The sequence below is a fragment of the Empedobacter sp. UBA5924 genome (genome assembly GCF_002431085.1).
In the GTDB taxonomy this organism is placed as follows: Bacteria; Bacteroidota; Bacteroidia; order Flavobacteriales; family Weeksellaceae; genus Empedobacter; species Empedobacter falsenii_B.
Map to the genome: position 1 here is coordinate 1 of NZ_DJDM01000041.1, position 14,654 is coordinate 14,654.

Below are 14,654 nucleotides of genomic sequence, written 5' to 3' on the forward strand. Positions count from 1 at the left end.
TCACTCATTATCTCACCAAGTAGGTGCGTTGTATGGTATTCCTCACGGTGCTTCCAACGCGATCTTTTTACCAAACGTAATTCGTTATAACGCGAAAGTATCGCCACGTTTTCCGGATTTAGCAAAAATTATTGGTAAAGAAACGGCTGAAGATTTAGCACAAGCGATCGAAGCTTTACGTGCCGAAGTGAACAACATCAGTTCGATTAAAGAGTTTGGAATCTCGAAAGAAGATTGGGACAAAAACATCGATTATATTACGGCTAATGCTTTAGCAGATCCTTGTACAGGTTTCAATCCACGCAAACCAACGTTAGATGAGCTGAAAGCGATCTACAATGCTTGTTACGAAGGTGTTGTATTTGAAGGATAATTCAAAACAATTAATAAAACAAAAATAGTCAACTTCGATTGGCTATTTTTTTATGGATGAAATCGTATTTTTTAAGAAATCTATGTTTCTCAACTAAACAAAAAAACAACATTCATGTTTTTGTATCTACTAATTAAACTTCCAGTGTAAGAATGGAGAATCTGGTAAACTTGACCATATGAATCTAGAAAAACGACCACCTAAAAATTGGGTTGTTAAGACATATCAAAAAGTTAGCTTGGCTAAAAACAAAAATGGTACACAACAAAATTAAACAATTATTACTAAATAACTTACGTTACGCACTCTCCTTAAACGTTTAAATAGAAAAACAATTTGTTACACCAAAATACAGCAGTTTTATCCTTTATTTTTGGAGTTAAATCCCTTTATTTTTTTTCATTGAAGAATTTAATAAACTTTTCACTATCCTTTGGATTTTTCTTAATCCATTCATTCATAATATTGATATTTTTAACCGATAGATCAAAGTCTTTTTTCGGAACAATAGTATCCCCTTTTGAATAAATTTCATTGATTAAATTTTCTTTGACCTCCTTTTTAACGCGTAAATCTTGATTAAAAAAATAGACAAAAGTAGCTGTCAAAAGAAAGATGATTAAAATTAAATATGGAATTGTACGATCCTTTTTACGTATATTTTTCTCATACTGCTTTACTTCTTCAAATTGCTTTTTAGCAGAAGCATCCAATGAGATTTCAGGCAATTTATAATTCTTTAAATCATCTAAAACCTTTTTCTGTTCAGCTGTAATTAAATTACCATTCTCAATAAACTGCTTTTGAACCCCATAAAAAGCATAAATCTTTTCATCAATTTCTTTCGTTAACTGTTCTATTCTATTACCTTCAGCACTCAATGCAGCTAAAATTTCTCCTGGACTTTTTGGTCTATTATTCTCATTCATAAGTTTAATTCATTTTAAAATCTTCTTCCTAAATTTCTTTTTGGTTTTATTTCTTGCTCCTGTTGAAGCTTTGCTTTCTCTGCTTTCTGTTCTAAAAACACCTGTAAATTAACCGCTTTTAGTTTTTTAAAACTCTCATGTCCACGTGAAAGCTCACTAAATTTAACGCCATAATTTTTAGGTTTTTGCCTATTTTGTTTTCGTTTTTCATTCTCTAAAACTTCCGAAAATTGAAAAATTTTCAAGCCTTTTAATCGTTCATTTTGATCAAATTGAAGATTTAATCCATACCCTAATTCTTTTAAATTAGTCGATAAATCCTCAAAATTAAAACTCTCTTTAAGTCCATTCATCAACACATTTCCGTACAATTGAATTTGCTGATCACTTTTTTTCTTACTCTCTTCTAATACCGTTTCCCAACCTCTATCTTTTGCTAATTCATTGGCTACTGTACTGGTTTGAATACCTATAAATCGTTGATTTACTTTATTCTCTCCATTAAAATCAATACGATTTACAATTAAATGCAAATGAGAAGTATCTGTATCTTGATGTAAATAAGCAATATGCTGATTAACTACTAAATCCTTTTTACTTAAAAAATCATCCACTAACTTTTCCCAATCTTCCAACGTCCAATTAAGTGTATGTCCAGCTGAAGGAGATAAAACCACATTATAAAAAGGTTTAGCTACACGATGATTTTGATGAGCCACAGCCATAAGTTCATGATAAATAGCACGAGCATTCTCTCCTACAAGACCATTACGACTAATTTCTGTCGCAAAAGCTTTCTGCTCTGCCTTCTCTTCACGAGAAGCATAAGCAATAGCCTTTATACTTCCTTTAGTGGTTCTCCCTATTCCGATCATCTAAATAACGATTCATTTTTTCAATTACTTTCATAACTTCTAAATTCAAAAGAGGATCTTTGAACTTCATATAATTACTAATTCGACTAAAATGTGTTCGAAATTGCTGTAATTCTTTATTTGTTCCTGCTGATTGAATAGCAGGAACTACTCCTGATTTCAATAAAACATTTCGACAATATTGACTTTGATTCTGTCCAGAAGAGACTACTTTTTTCTGTAATAAAGCAAATTCTTCTTCTGATACACGAATGTAAATGGATTTCGATTTTTTATCTGACGCTTCCTTTTTAGGTCGTCCTCCAAGCTTTCCATATTGACTTCGATCAAATCGAAGTTCTTCTTTCTTTACAAAATCTTCCCAATTGATTTCTTCATCCATAATACAAGAAATAAAACTTAAAAAAAAACGACTTCATCTATAAAAATACCTTTAAAAATGAATTGAAACTTTGTTTCAAGAGAAGCATTTTAGAATAAAATGATCCATCGAAGATGGAAACTTTTGTGACCGATTAAGGGAACAAAACAAGAGAACCTGATTAGCACAAGAAAAGATAAAATCGGAATGAAATGGTAGATTTTAAGCTTTTTGTATTGCTAAAGGTACATCTTGCACAAAATATTAAGCTAAACTACTGCTTTCAAACTTATTCTCCATCATTTTTTCAGATCTAAAAAACTCCTTTTTATAAATTCAGTTAAGGCAAGATACAAAATATAATGAATAAGCACAAATATTGAATTAGTTATAAAGATAAAAATAACGCAAAAAATAAATCCATATTCTACTATATGCTTTTTCAATTTTGATAGATTTTTCCATCTAAAAAAATCTATTCATAATAAAGAATGAATTCAAAATCATTTGTTTCTGCAAGCTAAAACATCATGCCTAATGTACTTCTTAGCATAATAAATAGACTATCAGTAAATTTCCAACGAATTCTATATAAAAAACAAAACATCGCTTAAAACGCAAAAAAACGACCTCAAAAGAAGTCGTTCATCATCGTTTCGCTTCCAAATTTAACGATTATACATTAAATTGACTGACAAAATTACAGTTAAAAATCTAATAATCAAATGTTTAATAGATAAAATCTATTGAAGTTGAAAAAAATCGCGCCGCCCCCTGGTGCACATAAAAAAGTCACGTCAATTTGTTTTTGTTTTTCCACTCTAACGAAAACAGTACAATTCAAGCGAACTCCTAAAAGTCAATTTTTCAGAGAAAAATGAATCCTTAAAAACTAAAAACACTATGTTTTTGTATTAATTATAACATAACTTATATAACATAACTTATCGACTTTCGATAAAAAACGTATATATATCTATAATACAATACATTGCGAGCATTTAGAAATATCTAAATAGGAGTTTTTGAATACTTAACTAGGAGTTTTTGAATACTAATATGTATGTCAACTAGGAGTTTTTGAATACTAATTAGGAGTTTGTTTTTGTAACTCCTTTTTAATATATTTGTATTCATCAACTCCTAATTAAAACTATAATGAGTATAACCATAAAGAACAAAGAAGTTTTGCAATCTTATATTCTTACTACTGCTAAGTATGACTTCAGTGTTTATGAAAAAAGGATTTTATATCGAATTATAGAGCTTAATCAAAATTTGATTGAAGGTAAGAAACTGAGTGATCGATATCAAGTCAATTCTACTCTATTCAAATCTAAAGAATATGTAATGCCTATTTCTGCTTTTTTGACAACAGAGGATAGTAAAACAGATAAAAATCACTCAAGAATAAAAAAAGCCTTGAAAGGGTTGCAACAAAAAATTATTGAATACGAAGATGAAGATGTTTATAGAAGTGCTGGTATTGTTTTTAATGTAGAAATTAACAAAACTCGTACTGAGAATGTCACATTTTATGTGGCAGATTTCATTTATCAAGCTTTAATGGATTTTTCGAAAGGATATAGAAAATATGAATTAAAGGTAGCTATGCAATTTGAAAGCATTTATGCTATGAGATTTTATGAATTGTTTTCAGCTCAAAAAACACCAATAAATTATTCTATAGAAAAATTGAAAGAGATGTTTGGTATTACAGATAAGTATAAAGAAAATAAAGATTTTATAAAATATGTTATTGTCTCTGCAAAAAAAGAGCTTGATAAATGTTCTCCATATACTTTCCATTATGAGACAATAAAAACAGGACGTAAAATTACATCAATACATTTCGTTCCAATTTACCAACCACAATTTGAAGACGAAGATATCAAGAAACAAAACTTGAACAAAAAAATGTCAAATCGTTGGTTTATTCCAAAAAACATTGAAGATTACTTAACTCATAATTTTCAGTTTACTGAACGAGAACTTAATAATAATTTAAATTTATTTGAATCAGTTTATAAATACTTTTCAGAAGAAGAAACTTTAGATTTCTTAGCAGAAATTAGAGAGCCTTCTTCTTATGCAGACAATAGAAAAGGATTTATAATAGGTGCTTTAAAGAAAAAAGTAGAAAAAAAGTTTGAAGAAATTTATCTTAAATAATACATACGTATTTAAATAAATACATTTATACGTATATACAATTAACAAATTGTAAACATTTTTGCTTATATTTGTATATGATTTCAATTTCAGAAAAATATAAAGGAATTCATCCAGGTATTGTATTAGATCGTGAATTAAAAAAACGAGCTATAAAACAACGTCCTTTTGCATTAAGTATTGGGGAACATCCTCAAACGCTTAATGCTATCATAAAAGGAAAGAGAAGTTTACCTATTTCTCTAGCGTTGAAAATTGAAGATAAATTAAATATAAATGAAGGCGATCTTGTTTTACTTCAGACATATTTTGATATAAATAAAGAGAAAGAAAAATTACAAAAGAGCACACCAAATACTTCTTTAATAAGAAAAGTATTATTTTGGGATACAGATTTTGATAAGCTAAATTGGATTAAAAATTATAAAGTAATTATTAAACGGATTTTTGAACGAGGGAATAACGAAGAGAAAAGTGAAATAATTCGATTTTATGGTAATGAAAAAATTATTGAAGCTTTAAATTCTTCCTCGACTCTACCAATTAATCTACATTTAGAATCTTAATTTATGAGTGCTTTATTTTATAATACAGTCAATCCAATTCTTAAATCAAGTTTAGAAACTCTGATGGTTTCTGATATATTTAAAGGTTTTAGATTAGTTGGAGGAACTTCATTAAGTTTACAATTAGGTCATAGAATTTCAATTGATATTGATTTATTCTCAGATATTGAATATGGTTCGATTGATTTTGACACAATAGAAAATTTTCTTCTTTCAAAATTCAATTATCTTGATTTTAACTCTGACTTAATTCCTGCATTTGGAAAATCTTATACCATTGGAGATAATAAAGATAATTCTGTAAAACTTGATATATTTTATACTGATCCATTCATTACAAATGAAATTGTAATTGATAATATTAGATTAGCTTCAATTGATGAAATTATTGCAATGAAAATTGATGTAATTCAAAGAGGTGGACGAAAGAAAGATTTTTGGGATTTACATGAGTTACTAGACAAATACGATATTTCAGAAATGATTAAACTCCATGAGAAACGGTATCCATATAGCCATGATCCTAAATTAATTCATCACAATTTGACAAATTTTTCAATAGCTGATGATGATTTCGATCCAATTTGTTTAAGGGGGAAATATTGGGAATTTATAAAAGATGATTTCGAAGAATTAGTAAAAAAGTAAATACGTATAAATGTATATACATTTATACGTATTTACTTTTTATTTTCTTAAATACTGATTTAAAGCCTTCTCTATGATTTCTTTCATGTTAGAATCCTCTTCAATTGCTCTCTTTTTTAAATCTTTTAATAAATCTTTATTTAACCAAAGCATATAACTTTTCTCATTATCTCTCTTACTTTCCTTAACCTGAACTACTTTTTGTTTAGGTGGATTAGATTTTTGAATATTTTTTAATTTATCAAAAGCATTTTCCATTACAACATATTTAAAATTTCATTAGACAACTTTTCGATTTCATTTTTTGCTTGAGAATCATTAGTTCCCATAACTCCTCCATTTAAAAAAGAACTACCGTAAGAAATTCTATCGTGAATAGATGACAAAATTGGTAATTCGTATTTTTCTAATTGCTCAATAGCTTGTTCCTTAATTTTTACATTTGGTTTCAACATATTCAAAACAATAGCAGCTTTCAAATCTTTATTCCTTTTTTGGGCATTCTTGATTAATTCAATAGTTGTAGAAATTGCCATGATATCTGGAACTCCAACTTTTGTTGGAACTAAAACAAAATCAGATTCTTCAAATATTGGTTGAATTGTATCGATAATATAAGGAGGACTATCAATAAAAACTACATCGTATTCCGAGTCTCTAAGTTTCTTCATCGTCTTAAAATTGATGATATCAAAATCTTCAACTATAGACTGAAGATTCATAATAGTACCTTGAGGATCTACATCAGTTAAAGCTATTTTGACATCTTTACTGAACCTATAAGAAAGATTAAGAGCTAATGTACTCTTTCCTACACCTCCCTTTTGATGGGCTATTGTAATAATTTTACTCATAAATACGTATATACGTTTATATCTATATACAAATATATGTATTTATATTATATATTAAATAATTATTGTAATTTTAACTCATTAAAATAATAATTACGTCAGCGTAGGTTTCTTTTTAGAGTTTAATATTCAAAACGGAGAAATGGATCAAGAAAATTATAAAATAGTACAATCTATGATGGTTCATCGACCAGATCATCCACTTGTTAAAGCATTTATTGGTAAACTTTTACTAATTGAAGATGGCTACCAAGTCAATAAAAAAGGTTATATAGAAAAGCCCTGGTATGATTCTATTATCAAAAAACAGATTAAAAAATACAATGATAACCTGGTTATTTTTTAATTTATATACAATCATCTCTTCTATAAAAGTCGATTTACTATCATTATAGAAGAGATGATTTACTCTTTATTTTTGACCGTTTTGGATATGTTCATTGAACGTAAAAATGCGGTTTTCAGAGCATTTTCAAGCTCAGAATCATTTATCCAAAACGGCACTTACACAAAGTCAATTACTTAATCTAAATTATTTAGGTAGATAATAAGAATTATGTTAAGTAATGAAATAGATTAATAAAGTATCAATTGTAGAGTTTCGTGATCCATGATTGAGAATTTAAAAATTTTAAATAAAAACCTCGCTATTCATACAAATGTTATTTAGATAATATAGACTATCAAAGAATTTATTACTTTTAACAAAGTAATTACACGAAATACGGATATAGGGAATATTTCACGAAACTTTTCTATTATTTACTTCGTAAATTACTATGTTGGGCGACATTATACCAAAACAGACTGCAAATAAAAACACAATATGACATTTCCAGAATTCTACTCTAACAAAACAATTGAAATTTTGACTGACCAAAGTACAGGAAAGACAAATCAAATATTTGTGCTTCTTGGACAAACGGAATTAATTGATAAAACTAATCTTTTTGACAACATAACAGATGTGGAGACTTTTCACTTGAATGGAAATGAAGATCTGTTTGACAAAAATTGGTTTACAAACGTTTTTACAAAATTGAATTCTGAAAAACAATTCCATTTACTTTCCTATGCTCAATTTAGTTACTTAATCAACTATATTGACAGTTCATTCTTTAAAGAAAGAGTTACAATAATTCAAGACAATTTAAGACAACTCTTTCCAATAAATAAAAATGAATATTTGGAAGAAAATAGTGATGAAAATATCGAAACACGACCAGAAAAAATACCAATATATCAAGTTGAACAAATACAAATAAAAGATTACTTCTTTTATTCAGTAAAGACATTAAACGATGATTTTACAACTATAAATCTTTTTGAAGAAACGACTAAACTTATTGAATCCAACAATTCAGATTTCGACAATATTGATATTAGTTCGGATCAAACTGCATTAGATTTCTTCTTAAATTCCTGCATTTTAGAGAACAATCTGCAAAAAAATGCAATTGTAAAAATTTATCCTAAACAGCCAATTAATAGCTCAATAATAAAAAATGTTGAAAAAGTAAATTATGTATTAAATCTATTTGGAGGTTCATTAAATCTTCTAAAAGAAGAAATAATAAAAGAAGACTATCAAGTTAATCAGTCAACAAAAGATTTGCTTCTAAAATATTGGGGAGAAAAAGCAGAATTTCGAGGATTAAAAGTTTATCGCAATCCTGACATTGGGAATCAAGTTTCTGAAATTTCACAAGGCTTAATTGTTGAAACAATTATTAAAGAATACGAAAATTCAAAAAGAAATGAAAAAACAAGAGATTTGTTTTTAACTGCACCTACCGGTGCAGGTAAATCTCTTCTTTTTCAATTACCTGCATTTTACGTTTCTCAAAGTGGCGACATTACTATTGTTATTTCGCCTTTAATTGCATTAATGAAAGATCAAGTTAATGCGATTATTACAGATCGCAATTTTGATAAAGTCGCTTACTTAAATAGCGAATTAAGTTTAATTGATCGTGAAAGAGTAATAGAAAATTGCCAAAGCGGAGAAATCGACATTTTGTATATGTCGCCCGAACTTTTTATGTCTTATGACATTAAACATTTTATTGGCGAAAGAAAACTTGGTTTACTCGTTATTGACGAAGCTCACTTAATTACAACTTGGGGAAGAGATTTTCGTGTTGATTATTGGTTTTTAGGCAATCACGTTAGAAAAGTAAGGAAATATCACAATTTAAGTTTTCCAATGGTTGCAGTAACTGCAACAGCGATTTATGGCGGTGCAAATGATATGGTTTTTGATAGTATTGATAGTTTGGTAATGCATAATCCACACGTTTTTATTGGACAAGTCAAGAGAAGTGATATTACATTTGCTGTAAATAACCACGATCGTTTTTCTGCAAATTATGAAAGTAACAAACTTACTCAAACGGTAGATTTTATCAAAAAAATAAATGAAGTTGGTCTAAAAACTTTAGTTTATACACCATATACAAAGCATATTCGTCAAATAATCGACAAACTCAACAATGACAATCTTGATATTGCGACAGGATATTATGGTGCGATGCCTGCTGAACAAAAGGAATTTTCATTTAGACAATTCAAAAGTGGTCAGAAAAAAATAATGATTTCCACAAAAGCATTTGGAATGGGAGTAGACATTTCCGACATTGAGTTGGTTTATCATCACGCACCTTCGGGTTTATTGCCTGATTATGTTCAAGAAATTGGTAGAGTTGCAAGAAAACCAGAAATTAAAGGATTTGCAGCTTTAAATTATTCTTCTCAAGATCAAAGATTTACAAAAGCACTTCACGGAATGTCTGCTTTGAGGCAATATCAAATAAAAGAAGTACTAAAAAAAATACACAAAGCATACATAAAAAACAATAAAAGCAGAAACTTGCTCTTATCAGTAGATGACTTTGGACATATTTTTGAAAATGCTCTTGATCTTGACCAAAAAGTTTTAACGGCTTTGATGATGATTGAAAAGGATTATTTGGCAAAAACTCGATTTAACGTAATTATTGCAAGACCAAAAAAATTATTTGTTCGAGTTTTTGCAAGGATTTCCGACCAACACTTATCAATTTATAGGGCAAAATACGCTGAAACATTTACACATATTAGTTCTTTAGAAAATGGAAATAATATTGTAGAAATTGATTTAGACAAATTGTGGTATCAAAACTTTAATGATAAAAGTTTTCCAATCGTAAAACGTGATTTCTATACAGGTTATTTATTCAGAAACGATGGAATTGAAGTTATTCCACAACTAAAAATGTCATTTGAAAGATTAGATACATTCAACAATTTGTATAAAAATCTACAATCATTATTTGCAAACATTCAAACCATATTTGCAAATTTTGAAGGTTCGTTTTTCAATCAAAAAAAATTGGAAACCGAATTAAATAAATTTTTAAATGACGAAGTAAAAGCGGAAAAAATTAGCAAATTCATACTTTCGTCATATTCAGGAAGACTAATTCAACCAGGTGTAATAGAAGCAAATGCTTTTTTACAACAACGCAGAGAAATTGATGGCTATAAATATAGAATTTTCAACAACCAATATTTAGCAAGTTTTACAGCACTTACAAATAGACTCAATAACTTGTTCGGAAATACTGACGAATACATTGTAAATCGATATGTAACAAATAAAGAATCCAACTCAATAAATTACGTAAGGCTTGGATACTTTTTAGAAATGCTCGAACTTGGAACTTTTGAAATTAAAGGTGGAGAAAATCCAATGGTTTTTATACGTATAAATGATCCTTTAAGAATTGAAAGAGATTCAAATAATAACAATTATACAAATACCTTATTGTCAAAAACTTTAGAAAGACATCATTTAAGTAATCAAATCTTTGATCATTTCTTTTTACGCAGTTTTTCTAACGATGAACGTTGGGATTTTGTAGAGGATTTTTTCCTTGGATCAGATGTTGATATTTTATTAGATAAACATAAAGGTGGCGAAGCAAATAATTTAAACATCATAGAATTTTTAGACAATAATTCTACACCAATTAAAGCTGAAGCAACAGAATTAGATGAAAAGAACAACATTCACATTTTTCATCCAAATTCAGAATCATTTTACAATAGCACAAGTTTATTGACAATCGACAACGAGCAAGGAATAAGAACAATGAAAATTTCCGATTGGTTAGTTGAAGATCCTGTCAGTTTTCATACAATCTTTCAGAAACACAAATTGAAAATTGACGGAAAGATATTTGAAATTTTGGTTTCAAAACTTAAAGCAAACCATTTTGAACATTTTCGTGATAGCCTTGGACTAAATCTGCGAATTGACTTTAAAGGTTATGACAAACAAGTAAAAGCAAGCATTCCTTACACGGATAAACCTGTTGAATTTTACAAATGGTGGTGCGACAACAAAGATCAAGTGACAATGAAATTTCAAGAAAAATTAATTCTATTTGATAAAGTATTTATGCAAAAACCGAACATATTAAAAGCCGAACATAGAAAAATAATAAACAAATAAATAATAACGATCGCCCAACAGCAGTTTAGCAAAATGGCGGATTCAGTGCTAAATTCAACGGCAGTTCTTCGATTGAACTTTTGTGCTAAACAGAACATTTGCACTTCGATTTCCGCCACTTCGCCAAGCTGCAAACCGTTGTACGCAACCTTACTAAAACTAAATTATTAAATGAGTTCACTCGGTACAAATCTTATTCAAGTCATAAAAGATAAGGAATTTCAAGCTGTTACCAAAGACTTAACTGAAGTGGTAATTGATTCAAATATTGCTGAAGGATTACTAAAAGATGTCCCACTACTTTCAACAATTATAGGAACTTTTAATACAGTAACCAATATCAAGGATAAGCTATTTCTTAAAAAAATTCTTACATTTTTATATGAACTAAAATCAATTTCTGAAAATAAAATAGAAGAACAAATTAATAAAATAGAAGAAGATTTAAAGTATAGAACAAAAGTTGGCGAAAAATTATTATTTATTATTGACAAGTGTGAAGACACAGACAAAGCATCACTTACTGGTTTACTTTTTAAATCATTTTTAGAGAAAAAAATTGATTATGACCAATTCATTACAGGAACAAATATTATTGAAAAAACTCCGTTGCCTGATTTAATGTTTTTCATAGAAAATGATGTTGAAGAATTGGAATTAGACAATGGTGGTTCTGAATTTGTATCATATGGCTTAATGGAAATCAGAGTAACAAAACCCAATATTAAAGTTGGTGATGAAAAATATTATGGAGATAAATATATTCCATCAGATAATGAAATATTAGCAGATCGTTTAGAAATTACAGATTTTGAAATTGTAGCTAGTATAAGTTGGATTGGACAAATCCTTAGAGAAAATTTATGTAAAGAATAAAAGACAGCGTACAACTTCGGTTCAGTAAAAGCTATAACAGCTTTTATGTAAAATAGAAATATAAATATAAGGCCTCCAATAAGGAGGCTTTTTTATGTTTTAGAATATCAATTATGTTTAGCAGATATTTTGATAGGAATGTCGTACTTCATAACCTCGTAGACATTAAATATAATTATTTTAGTTTAGATTTTAGTATTTCATAAGGTGTTTTTCCTTTAAATGTAACATGAGGTCTATTGAAATTATAAAATTTTTCCCATTCTTCTTTTTCAGATTTAAATCCATATCATCTGTGTAGTTTAAAAGTTGATAAAACTCTCTTTTATCTGTCAAATGAGATCGTTCAACTTTCCCATTCAACTGAGGTGTACCTACCTTTATAAATAGGTGTCTCATACCTAAATCTTGAACATGCCAATGAAATTTTGATTGAAATTCGTACCCGTACCCATTATCTTTTTGAATTGTATTAATTCTAAATGGAAATTTCCCTGTAAAGTTGCAATAAATATAAACTTCATGCACTTTCTGAATGAAATATCTTAAATTATTGTATTATAAAAAATGAGGTAACAAAATTCACATCAGTCCAAACGTAAACAAAATGTTGACAATGAATTATTATAAAACCAGTATTTTTGCAACTTGAAAATGCTTGATCGTTTTACACTTTCACTGATTAGAGGAATTATTCTTTGAGTAGTAATTCCTTAAAAAACCACTATAATTTTAGTGTTTAAGAAAATAAACGATTCAAAATAAAGAATTACGAACGTACATGACAACGCTAAAAATAGAAGAATATCTTAACAAAAACGAAGATAGAAACTTGTCTTTTCGTGTGGTAGATATTCAAGAAAAGCTCCTTTTATCGTATCAAGAACCGCACAAGAAAAATCACTTTTTCATTCTTTTGGTACAATCTGGAGAAATGGAATTAATGATTGAAGACAAATCCCATCAATTGAAAGCAGGGAAAATTTCAGTGGTATTTCCTGGTCAGGTGCATTCTATAAAATCATTTAGTAATAACATTAGCGGTACAATCATCCTTTTTGAAGAAGTTTTATTTTGCTCTGATATCTTGAAAAATGAATTGAGCGCTTACAACGTAAATCTTTCGCATCAACTGAATTGTACGGTGTTAGCCAATAAAGAATATAAAGAAAGTCTTTTGACCATTCAGCGTGTAAAAGAGATTTACGAACAACCGAGTCAGATTAAAAAAGAACAAGCGCGTTTTTATATCAAAACTTTTTTGCTTGAATTAATCGAATCGGTGCATGGTCAGCATCCGATCATTGGTAAACCATCGAGCAACCAAAATCTATACATCGCTTTCAAAAAATTGTTGAACGAACATTTTAAAGAAGAAAGACATGTATCCTTCTACGCAGAAAAACTATTCGTAACACCAAAAAAATTGAATGCCGTAACCAAACAATATTGTCAAGAAACTACCATTGATGCCATTCATAATCGTTTACTTACTGAGATTAAACGCCAATTGATGTTTTTGGACATTTCCAACAAAGAGATTGCATTGGATTTAGGTTTCAACTCGCCCGCCGCGTTCAATAAGTTTGTAAAAGCCAAATTACACATGACGCCAACGCAGCTTCAAGAACAACTTGCGCAAAAGTATAATCATTAGTCGCAAATGGATAACAACTGAGGCTGTTTCGATGAATAATTTTGTCCCTGTAAAAAAAAGATATTCAAAATGGGCAAATTATTTATTGCAAATGAATTATTCCACGGAGCAGGAAGTTTAGAAGAATTAAAAAATATCAAAGGGAAAAAAGCGATTATCGTAACAGGTGGTAAATCTATGCGTGCAAACGGAACCTTGGATAAAGCAGTGGCTTATTTGCAAGAAGCAGGTTTAGAAACTACAATTTTTGATGGTGTTGAGGAAGATCCGTCTTCTGCAACTAGTTTTAAAGGTGCTGAAGTTATGCGTTCTTTCGAACCGGATTGGATTGTAGGTTTGGGTGGTTGTTCAGCGATTGATGCGGCAAAAATGATGTGGGTATTTTACGAGCATCCAGATGCAGATTTTGATGCGATGACGACTCCGTTTACAGTACCAACTTTACGCAACAAAGCTAAATTTATTGCGATTCCTTCAACAAGTGGAACGGGTACAGAAACAACAGGATTAGCTGTAATTACAGATAGAGAAAAAGGAGTTAAATATCCTATCGTTTCTTACGAATTAACGCCAGATATCGCAATTGTAGATGGTGAAATATGCGCTTCAATGCCGGCACATGTTACTTCAAACACAGGTCTTGATGCATTAACGCATTGTGTAGAAGCGTATGTTTCTAATATCGATAACAATTATGCAGATGTATTGTCAAAAGGTGGATTAGAAATCGTTTTCAAAAATTTACCAGAAGCGGTGAAAAATCCAAATAATATCGTAGCTCGTCAAAATATGCACGATGCGTCTTTCATGGCAGGATTGGCATTTAATTCACTCATTATCTCACCAAG

The 14,654-nt window shown here is 29.2% G+C and carries 13 protein-coding genes and 2 pseudogenes; 9 read left to right on the forward strand and 6 right to left on the reverse strand.

The window, feature by feature from the left end:
• A pseudogene (locus tag B3792_RS11860) lies at positions 1–373 on the forward strand (iron-containing alcohol dehydrogenase); the annotation flags it as partial.
• 389 nt (positions 374–762) lie between these two features.
• Here B3792_RS11860 and B3792_RS11865 read toward each other — a convergent pair.
• From B3792_RS11865 to B3792_RS11875, 3 genes are read right to left on the reverse strand one after another with little or no spacing between them, the layout of a single operon-like run.
• Complete coding sequence (locus tag B3792_RS11865; protein ID WP_125350719.1) at positions 763–1,302, reverse strand: hypothetical protein; 540 nt, start codon at positions 1,300–1,302, stop codon at positions 763–765.
• A 14-nt stretch (positions 1,303–1,316) separates the two neighbouring features.
• Positions 1,317–2,177, reverse strand: a complete 861-nt coding sequence (locus tag B3792_RS11870) for a relaxase/mobilization nuclease domain-containing protein (protein WP_125350718.1) — start codon at positions 2,175–2,177, stop codon at positions 1,317–1,319.
• The gene (locus tag B3792_RS11875) at positions 2,152–2,559 is read right to left on the reverse strand and encodes a plasmid mobilization protein (RefSeq protein WP_125350717.1); all 408 of its coding nucleotides are present in this window, start codon (positions 2,557–2,559) and stop codon (positions 2,152–2,154) included. Before B3792_RS11875 ends, B3792_RS11870 begins: the two co-directional genes overlap by 26 nt.
• 1,137 nt (positions 2,560–3,696) lie before the next feature.
• On the opposite strand from B3792_RS11875, the gene B3792_RS11880 reads away from it, so the two are divergent.
• From B3792_RS11880 to B3792_RS11890, 3 genes are all read left to right on the forward strand, one after another.
• Positions 3,697–4,710, forward strand: a complete 1,014-nt coding sequence (locus B3792_RS11880; RefSeq protein WP_125350716.1) for a replication initiation protein — start codon at positions 3,697–3,699, stop codon at positions 4,708–4,710.
• 77 nt (positions 4,711–4,787) lie between these two features.
• Positions 4,788–5,276, forward strand: a complete 489-nt coding sequence (locus B3792_RS11885; protein WP_125350715.1) for a helix-turn-helix transcriptional regulator — start codon at positions 4,788–4,790, stop codon at positions 5,274–5,276.
• A gap of 3 nt (positions 5,277–5,279) precedes the next feature.
• Positions 5,280–5,924 (forward strand): nucleotidyl transferase AbiEii/AbiGii toxin family protein, encoded by a 645-nt coding sequence (locus B3792_RS11890; protein ID WP_125350714.1) that lies wholly within the window; start codon positions 5,280–5,282, stop codon positions 5,922–5,924.
• A gap of 39 nt (positions 5,925–5,963) precedes the next feature.
• Here B3792_RS11890 and B3792_RS11895 read toward each other — a convergent pair whose 3' ends face one another.
• Both B3792_RS11895 and B3792_RS11900 read right to left on the reverse strand, forming a co-directional pair.
• Positions 5,964–6,182, reverse strand: a complete 219-nt coding sequence (locus B3792_RS11895) for a ribbon-helix-helix protein, CopG family (RefSeq protein WP_125350713.1) — start codon at positions 6,180–6,182, stop codon at positions 5,964–5,966.
• On the reverse strand, positions 6,182–6,778 hold the full coding sequence (locus B3792_RS11900; protein ID WP_125350712.1) for a ParA family protein: 597 nt from the start codon (positions 6,776–6,778) through the stop codon (positions 6,182–6,184). Before B3792_RS11900 ends, B3792_RS11895 begins: the two co-directional genes overlap by 1 nt.
• Before the next feature lie 142 nt (positions 6,779–6,920).
• Between B3792_RS11900 and B3792_RS11905 the strand changes: the two genes are divergently transcribed.
• The 3 genes from B3792_RS11905 (at position 6,921) to B3792_RS11915 (ending at position 12,149) form a co-directional block, all read left to right on the forward strand.
• The gene (locus B3792_RS11905; protein ID WP_125350711.1) at positions 6,921–7,124 is read left to right on the forward strand and encodes a hypothetical protein; all 204 of its coding nucleotides are present in this window, start codon (positions 6,921–6,923) and stop codon (positions 7,122–7,124) included.
• A gap of 480 nt (positions 7,125–7,604) precedes the next feature.
• A complete protein-coding gene (locus B3792_RS11910) occupies positions 7,605–11,273 on the forward strand; it encodes a DEAD/DEAH box helicase (RefSeq protein ID WP_291069695.1) in 3,669 nt (1,222 codons plus the stop codon).
• Between the two features lie 171 nt (positions 11,274–11,444).
• Positions 11,445–12,149 carry a hypothetical protein gene (locus B3792_RS11915; protein WP_125112982.1) on the forward strand — a complete coding sequence of 235 codons (705 nt, stop codon included), beginning with the start codon at positions 11,445–11,447 and terminating at the stop codon, positions 12,147–12,149.
• 175 nt (positions 12,150–12,324) lie between these two features.
• Here B3792_RS11915 and B3792_RS11920 read toward each other — a convergent pair.
• Positions 12,325–12,641, reverse strand: a pseudogene (locus B3792_RS11920) (integrase core domain-containing protein); the annotation flags it as partial.
• Positions 12,642–12,930: 289 nt separating this feature from the next.
• Between B3792_RS11920 and B3792_RS11925 the strand changes: the two are divergent.
• Positions 12,931–13,806: an AraC family transcriptional regulator gene (locus tag B3792_RS11925; protein WP_125350706.1), complete on the forward strand. Its 876-nt coding sequence runs from the start codon at positions 12,931–12,933 to the stop codon at positions 13,804–13,806.
• Positions 13,807–13,875: 69 nt separating this feature from the next.
• Positions 13,876–14,654, forward strand: a 779-nt coding sequence (locus tag B3792_RS11930) for an iron-containing alcohol dehydrogenase (RefSeq protein ID WP_291069699.1), incomplete at its 3' end; no start/stop codon positions are given.

Coding starts and splice junctions, on each gene's coding strand:
- B3792_RS11865 (WP_125350719.1), bottom strand. CDS start 1,302: ATGAATGAGAATAATAGACCAAAAAGTCCAGGAGAAATTTTAGCTGCA.
- B3792_RS11870 (WP_125350718.1), bottom strand. CDS start 2,177: ATGATCGGAATAGGGAGAACCACTAAAGGAAGTATAAAGGCTATTGCT.
- B3792_RS11875 (WP_125350717.1), bottom strand. CDS start 2,559: ATGGATGAAGAAATCAATTGGGAAGATTTTGTAAAGAAAGAAGAACTT.
- B3792_RS11880 (WP_125350716.1), top strand. CDS start 3,697: ATGAGTATAACCATAAAGAACAAAGAAGTTTTGCAATCTTATATTCTT.
- B3792_RS11885 (WP_125350715.1), top strand. CDS start 4,788: ATGATTTCAATTTCAGAAAAATATAAAGGAATTCATCCAGGTATTGTA.
- B3792_RS11890 (WP_125350714.1), top strand. CDS start 5,280: ATGAGTGCTTTATTTTATAATACAGTCAATCCAATTCTTAAATCAAGT.
- B3792_RS11895 (WP_125350713.1), bottom strand. CDS start 6,182: ATGGAAAATGCTTTTGATAAATTAAAAAATATTCAAAAATCTAATCCA.
- B3792_RS11900 (WP_125350712.1), bottom strand. CDS start 6,778: ATGAGTAAAATTATTACAATAGCCCATCAAAAGGGAGGTGTAGGAAAG.
- B3792_RS11905 (WP_125350711.1), top strand. CDS start 6,921: ATGGATCAAGAAAATTATAAAATAGTACAATCTATGATGGTTCATCGA.
- B3792_RS11910 (WP_291069695.1), top strand. CDS start 7,605: ATGACATTTCCAGAATTCTACTCTAACAAAACAATTGAAATTTTGACT.
- B3792_RS11915 (WP_125112982.1), top strand. CDS start 11,445: ATGAGTTCACTCGGTACAAATCTTATTCAAGTCATAAAAGATAAGGAA.
- B3792_RS11925 (WP_125350706.1), top strand. CDS start 12,931: ATGACAACGCTAAAAATAGAAGAATATCTTAACAAAAACGAAGATAGA.